Genomic DNA, 22,692 nt, shown 5'->3' with positions numbered 1-22,692 from the left:
GTCAGATTTGACTAACAAGTCAAACAAACCGTCTTCGTATGATCGACTACGCAACGATTGCGACAGTCTCGTAAACAGCGGCGCATCTTTTTCGGGCAGTGACGTCGGGTGAACTTGACCAAAAGAGGCACTCCATGCATCAGACGTCTCATGCTGATCTACAAAATCTTCCGCGCGGACGAATGGGCCGCCCTTCAAGCGAACGGTGAAACCGCCGGTGCGCCGATCGATATCACCGACGGTTACGTCCACACCTCGACCGCCGAGCAGGCCAAGGAAACCGCCGCCAAGCACTTCGCTGGCGAAGACGGTCTGGTCCTCCTCGCGCTCGAGTCCGACAGCTTCGGCGACGAGCTGAAGTGGGAGCCCTCCCGTGGTGGCCAGCTTTTCCCGCACATCTATCGCAACCTGCGTTTGACCGACATCATCTGGCAGAAGCCCCTGCCGCTGGTCGACGGCACGCACCAGTTTCCGGACCTCGCATGAGCCTGATCGAACAGCTTGGTATGAAGGCGCTGCGCAGCGTCGATCCCGAAGCCGCCCACGGCATCGCCCTCAAATCGCTGTCAATGGGCCTTGGCCCGAAATCCGGCCCCTATTCCACGCCGCGCCTGAAAACGACCGTGGCCGGCCTTGCGCTGCCCAACCCCGTGGGCCTCGCCGCTGGGTTCGATAAAAACGCGACGGTGCTGCATCCCCTCGCCCGCTGCGGCTTCGGCTTTGTCGAGGTCGGCGCCATCACGCCCCGCCCGCAGCCTGGCAACCCCAAACCGCGCCTCTTCCGCCTGACCGAGGACGAAGCCGCGATCAACCGCTTCGGCTTTAATAACGAAGGCATGGAAGCCGCCGCTGATCGCCTGTCCAAACGCCCTCAGAACGCCATCATCGGTCTGAACCTCGGCGCGAACAAGGACAGCGAGGACCGCGCCTCCGACTTCGCCAAGGTACTGGACCGCTGCGGTGCACACCTCGACTTTGCCACCGTCAACGTCTCCAGCCCGAACACGGAAAAACTGCGCGACCTTCAGGGCAAAGCCGCCCTCTCCGCGCTGCTGAACGGCGTTCTGGAAACCAACGCCGGCCTCGCCCGACCGTTGCCCGTCTTCCTGAAAATCGCCCCCGACCTGTCGCCGGACGAGCTTGCCGACGTGGCCGATGTGGCGAACACCTCCGGCATCGCAGGCATCATCGCGACAAACACCACCCTGTCGCGCGACGGCCTCGCCAGCGTGCACCGCGATGAAAAAGGCGGCCTCTCCGGCCAGCCGCTTTTCGAAAAGTCGACCCGCATCCTCGCCGCGCTCTCGGGCATGACCACCCTGCCGATCATCGGCGTCGGCGGCATCGGCTCGGCGGAACAGGCCTACCAGAAAATCCGCGCCGGCGCGTCGGCGGTCCAGCTCTATACCGCGCTGGTCTACGGCGGCATCAGCCTCGTGGACGAGATCACCAAGGGCCTCGACCAACTCCTTGCTCGCGACGGTTTTGCGAACATAGCAGATGCCATCGGCACAGGACGGAGCGATTGGACATGATCCTCTGGCACAATCCGCGCTGCTCCAAAAGCCGCGAGACCCTCGCCCTGCTCAAGGACAACGGCTTTGATCCCTCGATACGCCTATACCTTGAAACACCGCCGGACGCGGACGAACTGCGCGAATTGCTGACAATGCTCGGCATCACTGCCAACGACCTCGCGCGGAAAAAGGAGAAAGAGTTCAAGGATCTGAACCTCGCCGCCGCGGACGAAGCCACGCTCATCGACGCAATGATCGCGCATCCCCGCCTGATCGAGCGACCGATCCTGATCAACGGCAGCAAAGCTGCGATCGGCCGCCCGCCGGAAAACATGCTCGCCATCCTCTGACCTGCCTTTGTGCTCCAAATATCCCGGGGTGAATGGCCGCAGGCCAGAGGGGCAGCGCCCCTCCTCAGATCGCCGACCGCTCCAGCGCCGGATAGCGTAGGCCCAACGTCACGCCCCGCGCGATCCATGACACCAGCATCGCGGCCCAGAGGCCGTGATTGCCGAACGCCGTCATAAGCGGAATGGCTGCCGCGACATAGATCACGAACGAGATCAGCATCATGTTGCGCATGTCGCGGCTGCGGGTCGCACCGATGAAAATGCCGTCCAGCATCCATGCCGACACGCCGATCACCGGCCCCGCAACCATCCACGGCAGAAACTCGCGCGCATGGCTACGCACATCGGGCGCCGTTGTCAGGATGTCGATGATCGTGCCGCCCCCAATGGCAAAGAACACAGCGAACACCACGCAGGCTCCGAACCCCCAGTATGACGTTAGCAAAGCCGCGCGGCGGAGCATCGGCTTGTCCTTTCGGCCCAGCGCCTGCCCGACCAAGGCCTCGGCCGAAAAAGCGAAGCCGTCCAGCGCAAAGGCGGTCAGTGTCACGAACTGCATCAGCACTTCATTGGCGGCCAAGGTCACATCGCCGAACCGCGCTCCCCACATGACGAATAGGATGATGATTGACTGAAGGAGCAACGTCCGGATCAGAATGTCTGTATTCACGACCGCCATACGTTTCAGCCGCGCAGGGTCGAGGATCTCGGGCCAGCGCAGCTTCACCGCGAACGCATCGCGGCAGAGCCAAAGCCCCAGCAGCAGCCCGCCCCACTCCGCGATAAAGGTCGCCATCGCGACACCTTTGACGCCGAAGTCCCAGACCAACACGAAGAGGATATCGAGGATAATATTGATGCCGTTCGCGAATATCTGCTGGACCAGCACAGCCCGCGACCGCTCTTGCGCGATCAGCCAGCCCGTCACGGCGTACATCGACACTGCCGCGGGTGCGGACCAGACGCGGATCGTCATGTATTCGCGGGCGAGGCTCTCGACCTCGTCACTGGCGGGTGAAATCGCGAAGGCTCCGGCGATCAGCGGCAATTGCAGCAGGATTACCAAAAGGCCGAACCCGCCGCCGATCAGCAATCCGCGCAGCAAGAGCGAGGCGACCTCGCGGCTCTGCCCTTCGCCCAGCGCCTGACTGGTCAGGCCAGTGGTGCCCATCCGCAGAAACCCGCAGACCCAATAAATCGACGACAGAACGAGCGCACCGATGGCCACGCCGCCGATGGGTTCCGCCGCGCCAAGCTGCCCGACCACGCCGGTATCGACGAGCCCCAGCAGCGGCACCGTGGCGTTCGCCAGAACAATCGGAAATGCAATTTTCAGAACGCGGGCGTGCGTGATCTCACTCATCGCGGGACGGCATCAGGAAATGGCCCGTCGCCTGTGCGAACATGCGGGACCGGTTATCCTGCCACCCCTCGACATGGACGGAGGCATAGCGGCGACCCGAGCGGTTCACGCGGGCACGAGCATAGGCGTCACGCGGCAGACCTGAACGCAGATAGTCGACCGAAAAGTCGATGGTCTTCGGCAGGCGCGGTGTGAAGAGCTGCGGCTCGAAATCCTGCCCTTCCGTGTTTTCCATGTCTTCCCAAAGCATCGCCCAAGCAAGCTCGACAATCGCTGTGGTCTCAAGGAAAGCCGCCGTTGCACCTCCATGCAGCGCGGGCAACATCGGGTTGCCGATCAGCTTGTCGTCGAACGGCATGATCGCGGTCAGCTCGTCGCCGCGGCGGTCGAACTTGATCCCTAGAAAGCGGATGTAAGGCACACCGCCGACGAGCCGTTCGAGCGCGGCATCGCGGCGCTGTTTGACGATCTGGACTGGTTCGGGCTTGCGCATCATTCGGCCTTTCTCGGACGTTCGACGGTAAAGGTGCCGGTCGCGGTCGCCACGGGGCGTTCACCGTCATCATCCATCGCGGTCGCGCGGACGAACGCCACGCTACGTGTCACGTGATAGCATTCGGCCCATGCGGTGATCGTCTGACCGGGGGTGGCGGGGCGCATATAGTCGATGCGCAGACCCAGCGTCGCCGTCCCGCCGGGAGACGACGGATGCACCATCACCGCCGCGCCGCAGCAGGTGTCCATCAAGGCCGAAACCGCACCGCCATGCACGACGCCCGTCTCGGGATCACCGATGAGCTGCTCGTCATACGGCATCTCGATCACGGCGCGTCCGTCACCGATTTCCGTCATGGTCAGCCCCAGCGCCTTGGCATGGGGAAGCGCGCCGATGAACTGGCTCGCCATCTTGGTTTTCCGGTCCTGTGCAGAGTCGGTCATGGGGTGCTCCTGTACTGGCGGATAGGTTCAACAATCCTCATCGGGGTGCAACCCCTCGTCACACCCAACGCGGCGCAAGTCGTGTTGCCGAAGCGCACGTTTCGACCTAACTTGTGCGTCAACTGGAGGATTGAATGACCGAAAGCCGCCTTTCATTCAAAGAGATGTGCGCCAAGTTCGACGTGACGCCGCGCACGCTTCGCTACTACGAGTACATTGAATTGCTGTCGCCCGAGAAGGACGGCCGCTCGCGGTTCTATGGCCCGAAGGAAGTCGCGCGGATGACGCTCATCCTGCGTGGACGCAAGTTCGGCTTTGCCCTCGAAGACATCCGCCAGTGGCTGCTTATCTATGAAAAAGAAGGCACTTCGGCGCAGATGCGTGTCTGGGTCGAGATGGCAGACCGACAGTTGGCAGAACTGGCCGAGCAGAAAATCCAGCTCGAAGAAACCATCAACGAGCTCGAAGCCCTGCGGAACGAGACGGCTGCCAGCCTTTCTTGACCCTAGGTTATCTGGCATGTTGCGAATCGAGACGGCCGCGGCCGTCCGAGGGGTGCCCGACTGATCGAGCAATCGTGAGAATCTTGTTTCACCCGCAAATATTGCGCTTTCGCGCACTCATGATATTTCGCATTCCCCTACGGTACCTTTTGTGACCTTTCGTCACTCGAGTTTGTGACGCAGCGTTTCGTTTACGTTCGGGTAAACCTGACTTGTAGGATGGTGATGTCGGCAGCAGATGACCGGCTTCATCGCTAAACATCTGTGAGACGACATATGATGACTGAAGAGATCTTATCGATCCGTGAGATGTGCGAGGCGTTCGACGTCACTCCGCGCACCCTGCGGTTCTACGAAGCAAAGGAGCTGCTGTTCCCGATCCGCGAAGGCCAGAAACGCCTGTTTACCCGCCGAGACCGCGCCCGCCTGAAACTCATTCTGCGTGGCAAGCGTTTCGGTTTCTCTCTCGAAGAGATCCGGCAACTTCTGGACCTGTACGAACTGGACGACCAGCAGGAGACGCAGCTCGAACGGACATACGAGGTGGCCAAGCGTCATCTTGCGGAAATGGAATCCCAGAAGGCTGAGCTCGAAACAGCCATCGAGGATTTGAAACAACAGATCGAGTGGGGCCGCGAACATCTGGCCAAACTCAAAGGGGGGGAGGCAGCGTAACCTTCCCCGCAAGGCGAGGAGAAGGAACGAATGCCCAGCTTTACCGCACCGACCAAGGACATCCAGTTTGTACTGCATGATCTGCTCAAGGCATCGGAGCAAGACACCCCCGGATACGACGAGCTGGATCGCGATTTCACAGCGGCCGTCCTCGAAGAAGCAGGCAAACTCGCTTCCGAGGTTCTGGCACCGCTGAACGTCATCGGCGACCAGCAAGGCGTGACGCTGGAAAACGGCGTCGTCCGCACCCCCGAAGGCTTCAAAGAGGCTTTCGAACAGATCAAGGAAGGCGGTTGGACCGCGCTGGATTGCGATCCGGAATATGGCGGCCAAGGCCTTCCCTATCTGATGAACACCGCCGTTCAGGAACCGTTCGTGTCGGCCAACATGGCCTTCAACATGTATCAGGGCCTGACCCACGGCGCCTACTCTGCCATCCATGCCCACGGCTCGGATGAACAGAAGGCGAAATTCCTGCCCAAGATGGTCACCTGCGAATGGACCGGCACCATGAACCTGACCGAGCCGCACTGCGGCACGGATCTGGGTCTGATGCGCACCAAGGCAGAACCGCAGGATGACGGCAGCTACAAAGTCACTGGCCAGAAGATCTTCATCTCTGCCGGCGACCACGACATGGCCGACAACATCATCCACCTCGTTCTCGCCAAGATCCCCGGCGGCCCCGAGGGCATCAAGGGCGTGTCGCTCTTCATCGTGCCCAAGTTCATGGTCAATGAGGACGGCTCACTCGGTGATCGCAACGCGGTATCGGTCGGCAAGATCGAAGAGAAAATGGGCATCCACGGCAACGCCACCTGCGTGATGAACTACGACGGTGCGACCGGCTACCTTCTGGGCGAGGCCCACAAGGGTATGCGTGCCATGTTCACCATGATGAACGAAGCCCGTCTGGGCGTCGGTCTGCAGGGCTACGCACAGGCCGAAATCGCATACCAGAACGCGGTTGCCTACGCCAAGGACCGCCTTCAGGGCCGTGCCGTCACCGGCGCAGAGAACCCCGAAGGTCCGGCTGATCCGCTGATCGTCCACCCCGACATCCGCCGCAACCTGATGGACCAGAAGTCCTTCGTCGAAGGCGCGCGCGCACTGACCTACTGGGGCGCCATGCTGATCGACAAAGCGCACCGCTCGGGTGACGCGGACGCTCTGGGCCTCGTGTCGCTGCTGACGCCGGTCATCAAGGGCTTCCAGACCGACAAAGGCTTTGAAATGGCGAGCCAGGCCCAGCAGGTCTACGGCGGACACGGCTACATCGAGGAATGGGGCATGTCCCAATACGCCCGCGATGCCCGTATCACCATGATCTACGAAGGCGCGAACGGCATTCAGGCCCTTGATCTCGTCGGCCGCAAGCTGGCGCAGGACGGCGGCAAGCACGTCATGGCGTTCTTCGAAATGATCAAAGCCGAGTGCAAAGCCCACGAGGACGAACGCATGAAGCCGTTCACCGATGCGCTCAAAGTCGCATCGAAACAGCTTCAGGCAGCGGGCATGTACTTCATGCAGAACGGCATGAAGAACCCGAACAATGCACTCGCCGGCTCGTACGACTTTATGACCATGATGGGCCATGTTTGCCTCGGCCTGATGTGGACCCGTATGGCGGCTGCCTCCTATGCAGCGCTCGACGGCGGCGCATCGGACACCGCTTTCTACGAGACCAAGATCGCGACCGGCAAATACTACATGGCACGCCACCTGCCCGCCTGCGCGATGCACCTTTCGCGCATCGAAAGCGGTGCAGAGCCTGTCATGGCATTGTCCGCAGACCACTTCTAAGGTGGAAAGGCGGGCCCGAGTCCCCTCCGGCCCGCCAATGCATCAAAGGAGACGCCCATGCCCAAACGCTTCCGCCTGACCCGCCGCTTTCCGGTGTCCATGACCGAGGACGGCTACCGCCGCCTGCGCAAGTTCGCGCAGCAGGCAGGTCTGGACGAAGGCGAGGCGCTTTCGTTCCTCTTCGAGAACTTCGAAAGCGTCACGAACGGCGAAAACCTCGCCGCGCGGCTGCGTTTGTTCAACTCTGAACTCGAGGCACGAAAACGGTGAACTTCGGACAGATTGATACCTCGATGGGGGCTCTGCCCCCCGCCTCCTCCGGAGGCGTCCCCCGAGGTATTTCTGTCAGAATGAAGACGAGGATGCACCCTGCCCCGCAACGCCGGAACCTACAGGCGGCGCGCGAGGCAGAGCTTCACTCTGAACGGTCATCGGCCCCTCGGCCTGTACCGCAAGCCGACTATGGCAGGGCGAGGTTAATGAAGGGTCAAGGCGCTCTTCATTCTGACAAAAATACCTTCCGGGGGTCCGGGGGTGGAAAACCCCCGACTCTCCTTTTCCGGCAGCGGAGTGGTCCGCAGATAGCAGACCGCCGCACGCCGGCAGACAAATCGAACGATCCATTTACGCCCGCCGCTCTAATTCCCGCGCGGGCCTGAGGAGGAACTTATGACCGAAGCCTATATTTATGACGCTGTTCGCACGCCGCGCGGCAAGGGCCGCAAGGATGGCGCGCTACACGAGGTGACCAGCGTCCGTCTGTCGTCGCAGGTGCTCAACGCGCTTCAGGAACGCAACGGCCTCGAAGGTCACGCGGTGGAAGACGTGATCTGGGGCAATGTCACCCAAGTCGCCGAACAGGGCGGCTGTCTGGCCCGTACTGCTGTTCTGGCGTCGAACCTTGATCAATCCATTCCGGGTCTGGCGATCAACCGTTTCTGCGCCTCGGGCATGGAAGCCGTGAACCTCGCTGCCAACCAGATCAAAGGCGGCGCAGGCGAAGCTTATATCGCGGGCGGTGTCGAGATGATGGGCCGCGTGGCCATGGGGTCGGACGGTGCAGCGATTGCTGTCGATCCGAGCGTTGCGATGGACACCTATTTCGTGCCGCAGGGCATCTCGGCCGATATTATCGCGACCGAGTACGGTTTCAGCCGTGACGACGCCGATGCGCTAGCCGTTGAATCCCAGCGCCGCGCGAAGGCCGCTTGGGATGACAACCGCTTTGCCAAGTCGGTCATCACGGTCCGCGACCAGAACGGCATCGCGATCCTTGATCATGATGAATACATGCGCCCTGGCACCGATATGCAAGCGCTCGGATCGCTCAAAGCGTCGTTCAAGGAAATGGGCGAAGTGATGCCCGGCTTCGATAAGGTCGCGCTGATGAAGTACCCGCACCTTGAACGCATCAATCACATCCACCACGCGGGCAACTCGTCGGGCATCGTGGATGGCTCCGCAGGTGTTCTGATCGGCAACAAGGAATTCGGTGAAAAGTGGGGCCTGAAGCCTCGCGCCCGCATCCGTGCCACAGCCAAGATCGGCACCGACCCGACCATCATGCTGACGGGTCCGGTTCCGGTGACCGAAAAGATCCTCAAGGACAGCGGTATGTCGATCAACGACATCGACCTGTTCGAAGTGAACGAAGCCTTCGCATCGGTCGTTCTGCGCTTCATGCAGGCGTTCGACGTCGATGACAGCAAAGTCAACGTCAACGGCGGCTCGATCGCGATGGGTCACCCGCTGGGCGCGACCGGCGCGATCATCATCGGCACCCTGCTGGACGAGCTGGAGCGCTCGGGCAAGGGCACTGGCCTTGCGACCCTGTGCATCGCGTCCGGCATGGGCGCGGCTACCATTATCGAGCGTATCTGATCGTGGCCTGCGTGCGCGGTTCATATGCCCTGCTCAGCGGTGACTTCACCGCAGGACGGCTGCCGCGCGCCACCGCCGCATCGACCAATATTTCAGCGCAGCCCCAAGCCCGGCATATCCGCGGCGGGGCGACGGCGCTTTCAAATTCAGATCCTGACTTCGGGAGGAAATCATGAACGAATTTACGATGTCCGTAGACGGTGATGGCGTTGCCGTCATTACGTGGGACGTGCCCAACAAATCGATGAACGTCATGTCGCTGGACGGCTGGGACGAATTCGAAGGGCTGCTCGACGCCGCACTGGCTGACGAGGCGGTCAAGGGGATCGTCCTGACCTCGGGCAAAGACACCTTTGCGGGCGGCATGGACCTCAACGTCATCGCCAAGATGAAGGAAATGGCGGGCGACGATCCGGCCAAGGGCCTGTTCGACGGTATCATGCGCATCCACGCCATCATGCGCAAAATGGAACTGGCGGGCATGGACCCGAAGACCAAGAAAGGCGGCAAGCCGATTGCAGCCGCCCTGCCCGGCACCGCGCTCGGCATCGGTCTCGAACTGCCGCTCTCCACTCACCGCATTTTTGCCGCCGACAACCCGAAGGCCAAGATCGGCCTGCCGGAAATCAAGGTCGGCATCTTCCCGGGCGCTGGCGGCACCACACGTCTGTCACGCAAGCTGGGCGCCATGGGTGCCTCGCCGATCCTGCTTGAAGGCAAGCTGAGCGATCCGAAGAAAGCCAAGTCGATGGGTATCGTCGACGAGGTAGTCCCCGCTGACGAACTGATCGCCAAGGCGAAGGAATGGGTTCTGAACGCCAAGGACGCCGATCTGGTCAAACCGTGGGATGCCAAGGGCTACAAAATGCCCGGCGGCGCGCCCTACCACCCCGCTGGTTTCATGACCTTTGTCGGTGCCTCCGCGATGGTCAACGGCAACACCCAAGGCGTCTACCCTGCTGCCAAGGCGCTGCTCTCGGCGGTCTACGAAGGCGCGCTGGTGCCGTTCGACACCGCGATCAAGATCGAAGCCCGCTGGTTCACCAACATCCTGATGAACCCATCGTCGGGCAACATGATCCGCAGCCTCTTCATCAACAAAGAGGCGCTGGAGAAAGGTGCGAACCGTCCCGCCGTCGACGACCAGAAGGTCAAGAAAGTCGGCGTTCTGGGCGCGGGCATGATGGGTGCGGGCATCGCCTACGTCTCGGCTAACGCGGGTATCGAGGTCGTGCTGATCGACCGCGATCAGGAAGCCGCCGACAAGGGCAAATCCTACGCCGAAGGCATCCTCGACAAGGGCATGAGCCGCAAGAAGGTCACCGCCGAGAAGAAAGAGGAAGTGCTGGGCCGCATTAACGCGACCTCCGACCTCGACGCTCTCAAGGGCTGTGACCTGATCGTCGAAGCCGTGTTCGAAGACCCGAAGATCAAGGGCGAGATGACCCAGAAGGTCGAAGCCATCGTCGGTGATGACTGCATCTTCGCGACCAACACCTCGACCCTGCCGATCACCATGCTCGCCAAGGCATCGAGCCGTCCCGAGCAGTTCATCGGCATCCACTTCTTCAGCCCCGTCGACAAGATGCTGCTGGTTGAGATCATCAAGGGCAAGGAAACCGGCGACCGCGCAACGGCCAAAGCGCTCGACTACGTGCGCCAGATCCGCAAGACCCCGATCGTGGTCAATGACGCGCGCTTCTTCTACGCGAACCGCTGCATCATTCCCTACATCAATGAAGGCATCCGCATGGTGAAGGAAGGCGTCGAGCCCGCCCTCATCGAAAACGCTGCCAAGCTGATGGGGATGCCGCTCGGCCCGCTTCAGCTGGTGGATGAGACCTCCATCGACCTCGGCGTGAAAATCGCCAAGGCGACCCGCGCTGCGATGGGTGACGACTACCCCGACGGCGAAGTGGACGAGGTGCTGTTCTGGATGGCCGATCAGAACCGTCTGGGCCGCAAGTCCGGTTCGGGCTTCTACGGCTACGATGAAAAGGGCAAGCGCACCGGTCTTTGGGATGGCCTTGAGGCCAAGTACCCTGTCGCCGAAGAGCAGCCCGATCTGATCGAAGTGCAGCACCGCCTGATGTTCGTCCAGACCCTCGAAGCTGTTCGCGCCCTCGAAGAAGGCGTGCTGATGGACATCCGCGAAGGCGACGTCGGCGCGATCCTCGGCTGGGGTTATGCTCCGTGGTCGGGCGGTCCGTTCTCGTGGCTGGACATGCTGGGCTCGCCCTACGCGGCAGAGCGCTGCGACCAGCTGGCCGAGACCTATGGCCCCCGCTTCGCCTGCCCGCAGCTACTGCGTGATATGGCCGAGAAGGATCAGACCTTCTACGGCAACGCAGCTAAAGCCCAAGCGGCATAAAGAAACAAAGGGCGGCCCACGGGCCGCCCTTTTGCTATGGCGTGGAAACCACAAGAATAGGGTTTCTATGAGTGCGCAACTCAAACCTGTACTCAACAGGCACGGCGCAGACTAATCCTTCTCATCAATAAAAAGAAAATGTGAGGGACCGAGCATGAAACGTGCCGCATTTACGGTAGCCGCGCTCATGGCTGCAACCACCATCCACGCCCAAGGCATCCAAGACTGGGGCTACGCCAGCGGCATTTCGTCTTTCGGCACCCAAGTCGAAGGCACCTACGCCATCCAGCCGGGTCTCGACCTGCGCGGTTTCGGCGCGGGCGTTCTGACCATGTCGACCAGCGAAACCTACGAGGACGACGGCGACAGCGTTCTGGTCGAGGGCAACGACAGCCTCGGCGGTTACGGCCTGATGGCCGACTATTACTGGAAACAGAGCGGCTTCCGTCTCTCGCTCGGCATGTTCATGACCAAAGGCGAGATCGAAGGCACCTTCTACGACGACGAGACCTACAAAGGCACCATCGCATTCGACCGCAGCATCGCGCCCGTCATCACCGCAGGCTACCGCAAGCAGTGGAACAGCGGCTATACGCTCGCAGGCGAGCTCGGTGCCATCGGTGCACAGCTCGAAGCGTCGTCCACCTCGTCGGATCCGGCTGTGCAAAGCGATATCGCCGACCTGAACAGTGATCTGTCCGATATGGCGGCGATACCTTATCTATCGGTAACCTTCGGCTACCAGTTCTAAGCTCAGGCGCGCAGGTGGCCTTGGCCGCTTGCGATAAGACCGTCATCGATTTCCATCAGATCGACGAGCAGTTCGGCCTGATCCATCGGCAGGATGCGGTAGCTCTGATCGCGTCCGAACAGCTCGTCCATCATGTCACGGCTCTTACGGCAGAGGCACAGGGTGTTGCCGTTGGTGAAAAGGATCTGGTCACGCGCGCAGGAGAGTGAAATGACCTCCACGCGCGGGCTCGGTTTGACGCGAGCGATCTTGCGCAGACCTTCGAGCGAGGCAGCAGGAACGAGAGCGAAAGGATCGCCGTAGACTTCCTCTGCGGCATCGCTTTCGATCATCACCGCCTGGTTGGGCAGCAGCATCATGTCTTTGAGGTTCGAAAGCGCGCCTGTCGGCACGTGGATCGGCCAGTATTCGATCTGGTCGTGGCTCTCGTGAGTGTAAATATAGTGGCGGCGGATATCGACGATCCGCTGCGCACCGCCGTCGAAGGTCATCACCTCGTCTCCCACCGAGAGTGCTTCGACAAAGCGCCAGCCGTTAGGCGTAGCGATGGTGGAGCCGGTCATAAATCCATGACCGATCTCCGGGAGGGTAAGGGATTGACCATTAACGTTGGCGGCAATGCCCCACGTCTCGTCATTCCAGGCGAACATCTGAATTGTCCTTAAATGTGAATCAAAATTGGTTAACCCCAGTTGACCCTCTCAGTAGGTCAGCAATTCAGCGCAAATCTGGCACTTTCGGGGCAATGGTTTCTTTTATTGCACAGATGCACGCTAACATCGGGTGATTGAGCGTGCTTACGCACCAATGCCGTCAAAGTTGTAGCCAAAGTTTTGGGCATCTGCCGCACAGATTCGCGCGATGATTGCAGCCGTGTCGTCGGAATAATACGGTCGCCAATCCGGATTTCGGGGCGATGTGTTGGCGATGGGAACGTCAGGCGTGAAGCCCAGATGAGCCGTCAGCGGCGCCATATCCTCGGCGAGGTTCTCCAACCTCAGACAGGCCGAACACTGCTCCCGCCCCGTCGCATCCGTCACGTATTTACTGTAGGGATTTGCCGCGATGGAGGCTTGGATTTCGGGCCGGTGCAGGAACGCTTCGAAGCCCACCGCCTTTGCCGCAATGACCGCAGGATGGTCGAACGTCTGCTTCCGTAGCCAGTGGTAATAGCTCACCATCCGGTCCCACGGATTGCGTACGAGGGTAAAGATGAACATCCCGTCCAGCTCTTTCGGCGCAACGACACCGTCGATATCCGCAAGCGTAGAGTGCTTCCACAGCCGTCCCGAAGGTGTCAGTTCCTTCAGCCGGCGTTTGCGCTTCAGCGCCTTGGGTGTGTCACCGATCAGGATGTCGTCCGCCTTGGCTCGCTGCTCCAACGCCAGCGCCATCGCGGTGCCACCCGTCTTGGGAATGTGGACAAAGATATAGCGGCGCCCGCGCGAGATAATCATGCGGCATTGCTATCCGATCCGCAAAGCTATGCGCAATCGTGCATGCGTCCGCCTGACGCGGCGAAGGGCGTAAAACATCAGTAGCTTTCACTGCCGCGTTGCGGCAACATTGTTGCGGGCGGCGTGGGAGGATGCCGTCTGTTGTCATTCTAGTACGGGAGAGCAGACATGGGCTGGATGGCCGATGAAACAGGTTTGGACAAACGCGAAGCGAACTATGTACCGCTCACGCCTCTCAGCCATCTGACCCGCGCCAAGCGGGTATTCGCGGACCGTGATGCGCTCGTCTACGGCCACCATCGCTACACCTACGCCCAGATGCACGAGCGGGTCACGCGACTTGCCTCTGCGCTGGTCAAGGCCGGCATCAAACCCGGTGATGTAGTCGCCACCATCCTGCCGAACGTCCCCGCCCACGTCGAAGCGACATGGGCTGTCCCCGCAACGGGCGGCGTGCTCAACACGATCAACATCCGCCTCGACGTCGATACCATCGCTTACATCTTCGATCATGGCGAAGCGAAGATCATCCTTTGTGACAGCCAGTTTATTCCGGTCTGCATGGAAGCCATCGACCGCATGGAGGGCACCGCCCCGCTCGTGATCGAAGTGCCCGATGACGTCGCTGGCGTGCCGCACCTCGGCAACCAGATGGACTACGAGGATTTCCTGAAAACCGGCGATCCCGATTTCCAGTGGATCATGCCAGAGGACGAGTGGGAAAGCATCGCGCTTAACTACACCTCCGGCACCACGGGCCGCCCCAAAGGCGTCGTCTACCATCACCGCGGCGCGTACCTCATCACGATGGCCACGCCGATTTCATGGCGCATGACGCTCTACCCGCGCTACCTGACCATTGTGCCGCTTTTCCACTGCAACAACTGGTGCCACGTCTGGATGATCCCTGCCCTCGGCGGCGCGGTCGTCTGCTGCCGCGATGTGACGGCAAAGGCGATCTACAATGCCATCGCGGATGAGGGCGTCACGCACTTTGGCGGCGCGCCCATCGTTCTGAACTTGATCGTCAACGCCAAAGCCGAAGACCGCCGCGAATTCGACCACACGGTCGAGGTGTTCACCGCAGGCGCACCGCCCGCTGCCGCCACGCTCGCCGCTGTCGGAAAGCTCGGGTTCAATATCACGCAGGTCTACGGCCTCACCGAAACCTACGGCCCCGCCACCGAATGCACTTGGGACCCGGCATGGGAGGCCCTGCCAGCCGACGAACAGGCCGCGATCAAGGCCCGTCAGGGTGTTTCCATGCCGATGAACGAACACATCACCGTGGTCGACGAAAACGTGCAGCAGATCCCGATGGACGCCACCACGCAGGGCGAGATCGTAATGCGCGGCAACTCGGTGATGAAGGGCTACTACAAGAACCCCGAAGCGACCGAGAAAGCCTTCCGCGGCGGGTACTTCCATTCCGAAGACCTCGCGATCCAGCACCCCAACGGCTACATGCAGATCGCGGACCGCGCCAAGGACATCATCATTTCTGGCGGCGAGAATATCTCGTCGGTCGAGGTCGAAGGCGCGCTGATGCATCACCCAGCCGTCAACCTTTGCGCCGTGGTCGCAATGCCTGATGAAAAGTGGGGCGAAGTGCCCTGCGCTTTCGTCGAACTCAAAGAAGGGGCCGAGGCGACTGACGCCGACCTCATCGCGCACGTCCGTTCCCGCCTGGCGGGCTTCAAGACCCCGAAAAAGGTGCTGTTCGAGGAGCTTCCCAAGACCTCGACCGGCAAAATCCAGAAGTTCGAACTGCGCGCCAAGGCTCGCGCAATGGTAGAGTCTGCTTAAACTGCCCTTGACCCACCCCCTTGTTGGATGCACTTCAAAGGGGTGGGACAAGAATAACAAAGCAGATGACCGCACTTACACGCTACGCACGACTTGAAAGCACCGGATACTGGCGCCCGTCGAAGGACGACGCGCCATTCGAGGTCGTTGTATCGTTCGGTGATGCGTCGCTGATTATCCGCGATACCAGCGGTCAGCCCCTCACCCACTGGTCCCTGCCCGCCACGATGCGCCTGAACGGCACCGAGATGCCCGCGCTCTATTCGCCCGATAGCGATGCCTTTGAAGTGCTGGAGATCGAGGACGAAACGATGGTCGAGGCGATCGAGACCGTCCGCGACAGCATCGCCCGCCGCCGTCCGACGAATGCGCCGCGCCGGAAGGGCTGGATCAGGGGTATCCTTTTGCTGGCCATCGTTGCAGGCGCGTTCACCCTGCCCCCGCTGCTCCGCCACCAAGCGGTCGAGGCCGTTCCGATGGCCAAGCGTGAGGAAATCGGCGCGACGATCCTCGGCCACCTTCAGCGGGTCTCTGGCACTGCGTGCCGCAACCCGCGCGGCCTGCTGTCGCTGAACCGTCTGAAGTCACGCGCCCTTCCGAACAATTCCGACGCGCAGGTTGTGATCCTGCCCGAGGAAGTGCCCGCCGTCCTCGCCCTGCCTGGCAACATCACCGTGCTGAACCGTTCGCTGGTCGAAAACCACGAGGACCCCGCCGTTGCCGCTGGCTACCTGATCGCGGCAGAGCGCATCCGCGCAGAGAACGATCCGCTGGCCGAAGTGCTCAGCCATATCGGCCTATTCGAGACGTTCCACCTGCTGACAACCGGCGAAATCGACAGTAACGCGCTGCGTGAATACGCGCTGTCGATGTCGAACGAAGACCTGCCCCAGCCCTCGCTGAACCAGATGCTTGCGGCGTTCGAAAATGCCCAGATCTCGACCAAACCCTACGCTTACGCAGTGGACGAAACCGGCAATACGACCGCCAACTTGATCGCTGCCGATCCGGTAAATGCCGCGCAAGCGCCGCTCATCCTGTCGGATGGCGACTGGGTTGCGCTCCAGAATATCTGTGGTCGGTAATCAGCCGCGCGTGAACGCGTCGGCGTAACCAGCCGCACGAACCGATTGCAGCGCACCCCGCAGCGCAGCGGCGTTGCTGAACGGACCTGCTGCGACGACGGTCATATTCTTGCCATTGGAACGCACCGTTCCGTTCGACACCGGATAGCCCATCGACTGAAGGCGCGCCATCGCAGCCTGTGCGTTCGCAGCCACCGCATAGGTGCCGACCTGAACAAAGCGGTGCGAGGTCGCAACAACTGCAGGAGCCGCGACCGGAGCCGTGCGGGTCGAAATGACGACCTGCGCCGTTGCTGCCGGGATGCCGCGGTTCGGGTTCAGACGACCGTCATCCCAAGCGGTCTCGTAGCCTGCCGGATGGTCGCCCACGCGGTAAGTTCCTGAAGTCGGGTTGGACGCCGGAATATCCGTGCCGAAAAGGCCGGAGGTCTTGTAGCTCAGCGAAGAGCCGCCCGACGGCGACAGGGTCTGCGGACCGCAACGGACCGACCCCGCCATGTAGCGCGAGCTGACATCATCGAAGCCGCTGCACGAGGAAGCCGCAGGCGCAGCTTGGGTCGGCGCGACCACGACAGGCGCGGTGACAGTCACGGTCGGGGCCACGGTGACGGCAGGAGCCACGACGGTCGGCGCAACCGATACGGTCGAAACGCTCGGCGGTGTGCGGTTAAATTCGAGCACGGGATTGCTGGCCGGAACGGTGGCACCGCCAGCGCGGATCGGCTGGGTCTGCGGACCGCAACGCACAGCGTAGCGCGAGTTCATATGGGCAGAGGTATCGCAGCCGTTCGCCACGGGCGCGGGCGCAACGGTCGCGACAGTGACGGCAACAGGCGCAGGGCCGCAGTCCACGGGCTGACCCGTTTCGGCATTGAGGTACGACCGCTGGATACCCGTGCGGCCTTCGCAAATCTCGGACAGGGTCATGCGCTGCGGCTCGGGTGCAACCACGATCTGCGGGGTCACAGACGGCACAGTCACCGACACTGCGACGGGCGGAGTGGCCGGACGCGATGTCATCGACGCAACCGTGCGGATCGGATCACCGACCGAGGTCGACGCCGTCCGGACAGGTGCGGGTGCCTGCACTTGGACCTGCACAGGCGCGGGCGGCGCAGCTGGCGTTGGCGTATCGAGGTCGAGCGTCAGGACCTCGGCGCTCGCCGCGGCAGCCGCATTCGCCGCCTCGATCGAGCGCGTCGCGCCGCCGGTCGGCTGGAAACCACAAAGCTGCTGACGGTCGCGGGTCAGGCGCGGCACCCAGCTATAGGTGCCCGCCATGTTCGCGCGGATGAAGACGCAGCCCTTGCTGTCGACATACTGGCTGCCGGAGTAGCTCGCCGCTGGAATTTCGGCGGGAACGGCCATGATGCTGCTTTGTGCAGATGCAGGCAGAACCTGCGAAAGAACCGAAATGACTGCCGCCGCAACGAAGCGCGAGTTCAACATGCCCGTCTCCAAAATATCTCATGGAAACAATGTACGAGCGAGTAGACTCTGTAAAGAGTCTACGCCTGGGCTAAGCCATTTCGGCGCCTGATTTCGGCCTTATTTCGTGCCGAACATGCGGTCGCCCGCATCACCTAGGCCCGGAACGATGTAACCGAGCTCGTTGAGCTTCTCGTCCAGCGACGCGGTGACGATCGGAACATCGGGATGCGCCTCTTTCATGCGGGCGACACCTTCGGGGGCGGCCAGAAGGCACATGAAGCGGATATCCTTCGCGCCGGCCTTCTTGATCATGTCGATCGCAGCCGCCGAAGAGTTACCGGTCGCCAGCATCGGGTCGACAACAATGACCGTGCGGTCTTCGAGGTTCTGCGGAACCTTGAAATAGTATTCGACCGGCTGCAGCGTTTCATGATCGCGGTAGAGGCCGACGAAACCGACGCGGGCCGCGGGGATCAGTTCGAGGATACCGTCGAGCAGGCCGTTGCCCGCACGCAGGATCGAGATCAGCGCGAGCTTCTTACCCTCGATCACCGGCGCATCCATCTCGCACAGCGGCGTTTCGATCTTCTGCGTGGTCATCGGCAGTTCAGAGGTGATCTCGTAAGCAAGCAGCAGCGAGATTTCCTTGAGCAGCTGGCGGAACGACGCCGTGGAAGTGTCCTTCTCGCGCATAAGGGTCAGTTTGTGCTGCACCAGCGGGTGGTTCACGACGGTCAGGTGTTCGGTCATGTCTCGGGCTCCAGTCGTTTGGCGATACGTTCTTTGGTGGCGCTGTCGCAGAAGGCGGCGTCGAGGGCAACACGGTTCACTTCGCGGAAGTCATCCTCGGCCCAGCTGAATGTCTTCTCTAGCATGTTGTATTCTTCGGTCATCGTCGTGTGGAAGAACGGCGGATCATCGGTCGAAACGGTCACGTTCACGCCCGCGTCGCGCAGTCGCTGGATCGGATGCTTGTCCCAGCTTTCGACGGCGTTGAGGAAAACGTTAGATCCGGGGCAGACTTCGAGCGTGATGCCCTGCTCCGCGATCTGTTTGACCAGCGAGGCGTCCTTGATCGCGTTGATCCCGTGGCCGATGCGCTCGACCTTCAGATCGCGGATCGTGTCGGCAACCATGTCCGGCCCGCCCCACTCGCCTGCGTGGGCGGTCAGACGCAGACCTGCTTCGCGCGCCATGTCGAAACTGTAGGCAAAGTCACCCGGACGGCCCATCATCTCGGCACCAGCCAGACCAAAGCCCGTGATAAAATCGCCAGCGGTCTCGGCGGCACAGGTGGCGGTCAACTTCGCGCGGTCCGGTCCGAAGTGGCGGATCGCGGTCACGCAGCCTTTGAGCGTGATGCCCTGAGCCTCGCCGCGCGCGGCAGCCTCTTCGATGGCGTGAAGGTATTCCTTCCACGCGGCAACGTCAGCACCGCCGCAGAACTCCGGCGACAGGAATGTTTCGGTGTAGACCACACCCTGCTCGCGGCTCTGTTCGAGCACGGCGTCACACAGGCGGGCGAAATCCTCGGGCGTTTTCAGGACCGACGTCGCGGCCTCGTAAACCTCAAGGAAGTGGTCGAAGTTCTCGTAGCGATATCCGCCGTCCTCGTCGAAAATCTTCGATAGGTCGACGTTCTTTTCCTTGGCCAACCCACGAATGAACGACGGCGGCGCGGCGCCTTCGAAATGCAGGTGCAGTTCGACTTTGGGCAGTGATTGCCAGCTCATATCTTGCTTTTCCCTTCACCCTGCGACGGGACCCCGAGGTGGGCCGCAACCGACGCAGCGACATCGACAAAGGCCATATGGCCCAGCTCTTTTGCCCCCACACCATACATCAGGACCGGCACCCGTTCGCGGGTGTGGTCGGTGCCGAACCACGTGGGATCGTTCCCGTGGTCGGCCGTAATCACCAGCAGGTCATCCTCGCGGAGGCGCGGGATGATCTGCGACATACGTTCGTCGAACCACTCCAGATGCTCGGCATAGCCGTCTACATCGCGGCGGTGGCCGTATTCGCTGTCAAACTCGACGAAGTTCGCAAAGGTCAGCGAGCCGTCCTCGGCCTCGTTCACCAGATCGTCGAGGTGATCCATCAGGATGTGGTCACGTCCTTTGCGCACTTCGTCGATACCCTGCATCGAGAAGATGTCGCCGATCTTGCCCACGGCGTAGACCTTGCGATGCTCCGCGCTCACCCAGTCGCACAGTGTCGGCGACGGCGGGTTGATGGCGTAGTCCTTGCGGTTCGCGGTGCGGGTGTAATTTCCAGGTTCACCCACGAACGGACGCGCGATGACGCGGCCGATTTTCATGTCGTGCAGCATCGGCGCGAGGCCCTTACACAGATCGTAGAGTTTCTCGAGGCCGAAGGTGTCCTCGTGCGCCGCGATCTGGAACACGCTGTCGGCAGAGGTGTAGCAGATCGGCTTGCCCGTTTTCTGGTGCTCTTCGCCCAGTTCCGCGATGATCTGCGTGCCAGAGGCGTGGCAGTTGCCGAGGATGCCGTCAACGCCCGCGACCTCGCAGACCTTGGCGATTACGTCTTCGGGGAAGCTGTTTTCTTCGTCGGTGAAATAGCCCCAATCCCACGGCACCGGCACACCTGCCAGCTCCCAATGGCCCGAGGGCGTGTCCTTGCCCATCGACACTTCGGTCGCAGCGCCCCATGCGCACAGCGGCGCAGCACCCAGATCGGGCGCCTCCAGCCCGGAGGCAAGGTTCAGCGCAGCGCCAAGCCCCAGCCCGTCGAGGAGCGGCAGCACCAGCCCCTTCCCGCTTTTGGCCCGCTCTTGCGCGATATGACCGATGGTGTTCGCTCCGGTGTCGGGCTTTCCGTCGTTAAAAAACTTGTCGGCATCAGGGGCGCCCCCAATGCCGACCGAGTCAATGACGACCAAGAATGCTCGGCTCATGGATCAATCCTTTCATGTACCAGCGGGGTATCGGGGTCCGTGCCTCCGATCTCTGCCGCACGCTGGATTTGTTCAATTGCGTTGTCGGCGGCCTCATCGCTGGCGGCGTGGACAAACGCGATCGGATCGCCTTCGTTTACCATGCGCCCCAGCCGGGTCACGTCCGAGATTCCAACAGCGGGGTCAATGCGATCCGTTTCCACACGCCGCCCGCCGCCCAGACCGACGACTGTCATACCCAGCGCCTGTCCGTCCCAGCCGGACATTACACCGCTTACCCGCGAAGGCACAGGCCGGATTACGGGCGCTTTGGCCAGCATGTCCCACCCTTTGGTCAAATCTGCGGGACCGCCCATTGCGCGCACCATCAGGGCAAAGCGTTCCATCGCCGCGCCCGAGGCAATCGCGGCGGCGATCTTTTCTTCGCCCTCGCCTTCGGCAACACCCGCCAGCGCCAAGAGGCGGCCACCTAGCGCAACGGTCAGATCATGCAGACGCGGCGCGGCCAGACGGTTGCCGCTCATAACCTCCAGACAGACCGCCACTTCCAACGCATTGCCCAAGGCAGGCGCGAGCGGCTCGTTCATATCGGTAATCATCGCCGCCGTCGGGCACCCTGCCCCGTTCGCGGTCGAAACGAGCGACTGCGCCAGCGCGCGGGCGTCGTCGGCGGATTTCATGAATGCGCCCGTGCCGACTTTGACGTCGAGCACCAGCCCTTCGAGGCCAGCGGCGAGCTTCTTGGACAGGATCGACGCGGTAATCAGATCGACGCTTTCGACAGACGCCGTCACATCGCGGATCGCATAAAGCCGTTTGTCCGCAGGCGCGATCTGTCCCGTGGCGCTGACAATGGCGCAGCCGACGTCCTTGACCATGCGGTGCAGGTCATCCTCGGACACGTTGATGCTGACACCCGGAATGGCTTCCATCTTGTCCAGCGTTCCGCCCGTGTGACCCAGCCCGCGACCCGAGATCATCGGCACATAGACACCGCAAGCCGCCAGCGCGGGCGCAAGGATCAGTGACACGCAGTCACCGACGCCGCCGGTGGAATGCTTGTCCATCACCGGCCCGTCGAGCTTCCATTTCAGCACATCACCGGAGTCGCGCATCCCGAGCGTCAGGGCCACGCGCCCCTCCTCGCCCAGACCGTTCAGTAGCGCCGCCATCGCGAAGGCACCGGCCTGCGCATCAGACACAGAGCCCGTGGCCAGCCCGCCAGCGAACCAACGAAGCTCATCCACACTCGGCGGAATACCGTCGCGGACCTTGGCGATGATCGTGCGGGTATCCATCAGGTGCGGGCCATATGTCCGGCATCGAACACGCCCGGCAGCAGCTCTGCCACGGTCAGGGTCATGACCTTGCCATCGGTGGTGTGCATGTTGACCTTGGTCTCTGGCTTGGCAAATTCCGCGATTTTCTGGCGGCAGCCACCGCACGGCGTGACCGGCGACGGGCTGTCCGCCACGACGGAAATCTCAACGAACTCGCGGTCGCCTGCCGCGCACATGGCCGCGATGGCGCCCGCTTCGGCGCAAGTGCCTTCGGGATAGGCGACATTCTCGACGTTGCAGCCCACATATACAGTGTCATCCGCCGTGCGCAGCGCAGCCCCGACTTTGAAGTTGGAGTAAGGCGCATATGCATTTTCGCGGACCTTGAGCGCGTGATCGAGTAGCGACATCTGATTTCCTTTTGACCAATCAGTAAAATATGAGCCGAGCCGTTGGCGGCTGCAAGCGGAACCCTGCGTCGAAGGGTGCGCCTGACCGAATGAATTTGCAAGTAAGGCGCAAAGACATGTATGGAAGGGAAACCCGCAATCAGAAAATTA

23 protein-coding genes are annotated in these 22,692 nt (G+C 61.7%); 12 read left to right on the top strand and 11 right to left on the bottom strand.

Annotated elements, in window-relative coordinates:
* Positions 1 to 150 precede the first annotated feature (150 nt).
* The 3 genes from IF204_RS02145 to arsC are packed head-to-tail and all read left to right on the top strand — an operon-like array spanning position 151 to position 1,867.
* On the top strand, positions 151 to 486 hold the full coding sequence (locus IF204_RS02145) for a DUF952 domain-containing protein (RefSeq protein WP_194094293.1): 336 nt from the start codon (positions 151 to 153) through the stop codon (positions 484 to 486).
* Positions 483 to 1,535, top strand: coding sequence for a quinone-dependent dihydroorotate dehydrogenase (locus IF204_RS02140; RefSeq protein ID WP_194094291.1), 1,053 nt, complete (start codon positions 483 to 485; stop codon positions 1,533 to 1,535). Before IF204_RS02145 ends, IF204_RS02140 begins: the two co-directional genes overlap by 4 nt.
* Positions 1,532 to 1,867 (top strand): arsenate reductase (glutaredoxin), encoded by a 336-nt coding sequence (gene arsC, locus IF204_RS02135; RefSeq protein WP_194098120.1) that lies wholly within the window; start codon positions 1,532 to 1,534, stop codon positions 1,865 to 1,867. Before IF204_RS02140 ends, arsC begins: the two co-directional genes overlap by 4 nt.
* Before the next feature lie 64 nt (positions 1,868 to 1,931).
* Here the strand turns inward: arsC and IF204_RS02130 are convergent, their stop codons facing one another.
* Genes IF204_RS02130 through IF204_RS02120 form a run of 3 tightly spaced genes read right to left on the bottom strand, consistent with a single transcriptional unit; the run spans position 1,932 to position 4,169 of the window.
* A complete protein-coding gene (locus IF204_RS02130; protein WP_194094290.1) occupies positions 1,932 to 3,230 on the bottom strand; it encodes an MATE family efflux transporter in 1,299 nt (432 codons plus the stop codon).
* Positions 3,223 to 3,723, bottom strand: coding sequence for a PaaI family thioesterase (locus IF204_RS02125; protein WP_407658937.1), 501 nt, complete (start codon positions 3,721 to 3,723; stop codon positions 3,223 to 3,225). The genes IF204_RS02130 and IF204_RS02125 overlap by 8 nt, the downstream gene beginning before the upstream one ends.
* Positions 3,723 to 4,169, bottom strand: a complete 447-nt coding sequence (locus tag IF204_RS02120; RefSeq protein ID WP_194094286.1) for a PaaI family thioesterase — start codon at positions 4,167 to 4,169, stop codon at positions 3,723 to 3,725. Before IF204_RS02120 ends, IF204_RS02125 begins: the two co-directional genes overlap by 1 nt.
* Before the next feature lie 134 nt (positions 4,170 to 4,303).
* On the opposite strand from IF204_RS02120, the gene IF204_RS02115 reads away from it, so the two are divergent.
* From IF204_RS02115 to IF204_RS02085, 7 genes are all read left to right on the top strand, one after another.
* Entirely contained in the window at positions 4,304 to 4,672 is a 369-nt protein-coding gene (locus IF204_RS02115) for a MerR family transcriptional regulator (RefSeq protein WP_194094284.1), read from the top strand.
* 279 nt (positions 4,673 to 4,951) lie between these two features.
* The gene (locus IF204_RS02110) at positions 4,952 to 5,347 is read left to right on the top strand and encodes a MerR family transcriptional regulator (protein ID WP_194094282.1); all 396 of its coding nucleotides are present in this window, start codon (positions 4,952 to 4,954) and stop codon (positions 5,345 to 5,347) included.
* 30 nt (positions 5,348 to 5,377) lie between these two features.
* Positions 5,378 to 7,150: an acyl-CoA dehydrogenase C-terminal domain-containing protein gene (locus IF204_RS02105; protein ID WP_194094280.1), complete on the top strand. Its 1,773-nt coding sequence runs from the start codon at positions 5,378 to 5,380 to the stop codon at positions 7,148 to 7,150.
* Positions 7,151 to 7,207: 57 nt separating this feature from the next.
* Complete coding sequence (locus IF204_RS02100) at positions 7,208 to 7,420, top strand: hypothetical protein (protein ID WP_167637737.1); 213 nt, start codon at positions 7,208 to 7,210, stop codon at positions 7,418 to 7,420.
* A gap of 399 nt (positions 7,421 to 7,819) precedes the next feature.
* Positions 7,820 to 9,031, top strand: a complete 1,212-nt coding sequence (locus IF204_RS02095; RefSeq protein WP_194094278.1) for an acetyl-CoA C-acetyltransferase — start codon at positions 7,820 to 7,822, stop codon at positions 9,029 to 9,031.
* Positions 9,032 to 9,203: 172 nt separating this feature from the next.
* Positions 9,204 to 11,402 (top strand): 3-hydroxyacyl-CoA dehydrogenase NAD-binding domain-containing protein, encoded by a 2,199-nt coding sequence (locus IF204_RS02090; protein ID WP_194094276.1) that lies wholly within the window; start codon positions 9,204 to 9,206, stop codon positions 11,400 to 11,402.
* Positions 11,403 to 11,556: 154 nt separating this feature from the next.
* Entirely contained in the window at positions 11,557 to 12,153 is a 597-nt protein-coding gene (locus tag IF204_RS02085) for a hypothetical protein (RefSeq protein ID WP_194094274.1), read from the top strand.
* Between the two features lie 2 nt (positions 12,154 to 12,155).
* On the opposite strand, the gene IF204_RS02080 is transcribed toward IF204_RS02085, so the two are convergent.
* Entirely contained in the window at positions 12,156 to 12,803 is a 648-nt protein-coding gene (locus IF204_RS02080) for a Hint domain-containing protein (protein WP_167637733.1), read from the bottom strand.
* Between the two features lie 147 nt (positions 12,804 to 12,950).
* Positions 12,951 to 13,610, bottom strand: coding sequence for a sulfotransferase family 2 domain-containing protein (locus IF204_RS02075; protein ID WP_194094272.1), 660 nt, complete (start codon positions 13,608 to 13,610; stop codon positions 12,951 to 12,953).
* Between the two features lie 168 nt (positions 13,611 to 13,778).
* Here IF204_RS02075 and IF204_RS02070 point away from each other — a divergent pair, with 168 nt between their 5' ends.
* The gene (locus IF204_RS02070; RefSeq protein WP_194094270.1) at positions 13,779 to 15,416 is read left to right on the top strand and encodes an AMP-binding protein; all 1,638 of its coding nucleotides are present in this window, start codon (positions 13,779 to 13,781) and stop codon (positions 15,414 to 15,416) included.
* 65 nt (positions 15,417 to 15,481) lie between these two features.
* Positions 15,482 to 16,501, top strand: coding sequence for a hypothetical protein (locus IF204_RS02065; RefSeq protein WP_194094269.1), 1,020 nt, complete (start codon positions 15,482 to 15,484; stop codon positions 16,499 to 16,501).
* Here IF204_RS02065 and IF204_RS02060 read toward each other — a convergent pair whose 3' ends face one another.
* From IF204_RS02060 to IF204_RS02035, 6 genes are all read right to left on the bottom strand, one after another.
* A complete protein-coding gene (locus IF204_RS02060) occupies positions 16,502 to 17,950 on the bottom strand; it encodes an SPOR domain-containing protein (RefSeq protein ID WP_194094267.1) in 1,449 nt (482 codons plus the stop codon).
* Positions 17,951 to 18,049: 99 nt separating this feature from the next.
* Positions 18,050 to 18,682, bottom strand: coding sequence for a uracil phosphoribosyltransferase (upp, locus tag IF204_RS02055; RefSeq protein WP_167637706.1), 633 nt, complete (start codon positions 18,680 to 18,682; stop codon positions 18,050 to 18,052).
* A complete protein-coding gene (locus IF204_RS02050) occupies positions 18,679 to 19,665 on the bottom strand; it encodes an adenosine deaminase (protein ID WP_194094265.1) in 987 nt (328 codons plus the stop codon). Before IF204_RS02050 ends, upp begins: the two co-directional genes overlap by 4 nt.
* Positions 19,662 to 20,852, bottom strand: a complete 1,191-nt coding sequence (locus tag IF204_RS02045; protein ID WP_194094264.1) for a phosphopentomutase — start codon at positions 20,850 to 20,852, stop codon at positions 19,662 to 19,664. Before IF204_RS02045 ends, IF204_RS02050 begins: the two co-directional genes overlap by 4 nt.
* Positions 20,849 to 22,150, bottom strand: a complete 1,302-nt coding sequence (locus IF204_RS02040) for a thymidine phosphorylase (RefSeq protein WP_194094262.1) — start codon at positions 22,148 to 22,150, stop codon at positions 20,849 to 20,851. Before IF204_RS02040 ends, IF204_RS02045 begins: the two co-directional genes overlap by 4 nt.
* Entirely contained in the window at positions 22,150 to 22,542 is a 393-nt protein-coding gene (locus IF204_RS02035) for a cytidine deaminase (RefSeq protein WP_194094260.1), read from the bottom strand. Before IF204_RS02035 ends, IF204_RS02040 begins: the two co-directional genes overlap by 1 nt.
* Between the last annotated feature and the right edge of the window lie 150 nt (positions 22,543 to 22,692).

Source organism: Marivivens aquimaris, assembly GCF_015220045.1.
Lineage (GTDB): Bacteria > Pseudomonadota > Alphaproteobacteria > Rhodobacterales > Rhodobacteraceae > Marivivens > Marivivens aquimaris.
Note: the sequence above shows the minus strand (reverse complement) of the source record. Positions and strands in the feature narration are given on the sequence as shown.

Excerpts from the sequence above, each read along its gene's own strand:
- IF204_RS02145 (WP_194094293.1), top strand. The coding sequence starts at position 151 with ATGCTGATCTACAAAATCTTCCGCGCGGACGAATGGGCCGCCCTTCAA.
- IF204_RS02140 (WP_194094291.1), top strand. The coding sequence starts at position 483 with ATGAGCCTGATCGAACAGCTTGGTATGAAGGCGCTGCGCAGCGTCGAT.
- arsC (WP_194098120.1), top strand. The coding sequence starts at position 1,532 with ATGATCCTCTGGCACAATCCGCGCTGCTCCAAAAGCCGCGAGACCCTC.
- IF204_RS02130 (WP_194094290.1), bottom strand. The coding sequence starts at position 3,230 with ATGAGTGAGATCACGCACGCCCGCGTTCTGAAAATTGCATTTCCGATT.
- IF204_RS02125 (WP_407658937.1), bottom strand. The coding sequence starts at position 3,723 with ATGCGCAAGCCCGAACCAGTCCAGATCGTCAAACAGCGCCGCGATGCC.
- IF204_RS02120 (WP_194094286.1), bottom strand. The coding sequence starts at position 4,169 with ATGACCGACTCTGCACAGGACCGGAAAACCAAGATGGCGAGCCAGTTC.
- IF204_RS02115 (WP_194094284.1), top strand. The coding sequence starts at position 4,304 with ATGACCGAAAGCCGCCTTTCATTCAAAGAGATGTGCGCCAAGTTCGAC.
- IF204_RS02110 (WP_194094282.1), top strand. The coding sequence starts at position 4,952 with ATGACTGAAGAGATCTTATCGATCCGTGAGATGTGCGAGGCGTTCGAC.
- IF204_RS02105 (WP_194094280.1), top strand. The coding sequence starts at position 5,378 with ATGCCCAGCTTTACCGCACCGACCAAGGACATCCAGTTTGTACTGCAT.
- IF204_RS02100 (WP_167637737.1), top strand. The coding sequence starts at position 7,208 with ATGCCCAAACGCTTCCGCCTGACCCGCCGCTTTCCGGTGTCCATGACC.
- IF204_RS02095 (WP_194094278.1), top strand. The coding sequence starts at position 7,820 with ATGACCGAAGCCTATATTTATGACGCTGTTCGCACGCCGCGCGGCAAG.
- IF204_RS02090 (WP_194094276.1), top strand. The coding sequence starts at position 9,204 with ATGAACGAATTTACGATGTCCGTAGACGGTGATGGCGTTGCCGTCATT.
- IF204_RS02085 (WP_194094274.1), top strand. The coding sequence starts at position 11,557 with ATGAAACGTGCCGCATTTACGGTAGCCGCGCTCATGGCTGCAACCACC.
- IF204_RS02080 (WP_167637733.1), bottom strand. The coding sequence starts at position 12,803 with ATGTTCGCCTGGAATGACGAGACGTGGGGCATTGCCGCCAACGTTAAT.
- IF204_RS02075 (WP_194094272.1), bottom strand. The coding sequence starts at position 13,610 with ATGATTATCTCGCGCGGGCGCCGCTATATCTTTGTCCACATTCCCAAG.
- IF204_RS02070 (WP_194094270.1), top strand. The coding sequence starts at position 13,779 with ATGGGCTGGATGGCCGATGAAACAGGTTTGGACAAACGCGAAGCGAAC.
- IF204_RS02065 (WP_194094269.1), top strand. The coding sequence starts at position 15,482 with ATGACCGCACTTACACGCTACGCACGACTTGAAAGCACCGGATACTGG.
- IF204_RS02060 (WP_194094267.1), bottom strand. The coding sequence starts at position 17,950 with ATGTTGAACTCGCGCTTCGTTGCGGCGGCAGTCATTTCGGTTCTTTCG.
- upp (WP_167637706.1), bottom strand. The coding sequence starts at position 18,682 with ATGACCGAACACCTGACCGTCGTGAACCACCCGCTGGTGCAGCACAAA.
- IF204_RS02050 (WP_194094265.1), bottom strand. The coding sequence starts at position 19,665 with ATGAGCTGGCAATCACTGCCCAAAGTCGAACTGCACCTGCATTTCGAA.
- IF204_RS02045 (WP_194094264.1), bottom strand. The coding sequence starts at position 20,852 with ATGAGCCGAGCATTCTTGGTCGTCATTGACTCGGTCGGCATTGGGGGC.
- IF204_RS02040 (WP_194094262.1), bottom strand. The coding sequence starts at position 22,150 with ATGGATACCCGCACGATCATCGCCAAGGTCCGCGACGGTATTCCGCCG.
- IF204_RS02035 (WP_194094260.1), bottom strand. The coding sequence starts at position 22,542 with ATGTCGCTACTCGATCACGCGCTCAAGGTCCGCGAAAATGCATATGCG.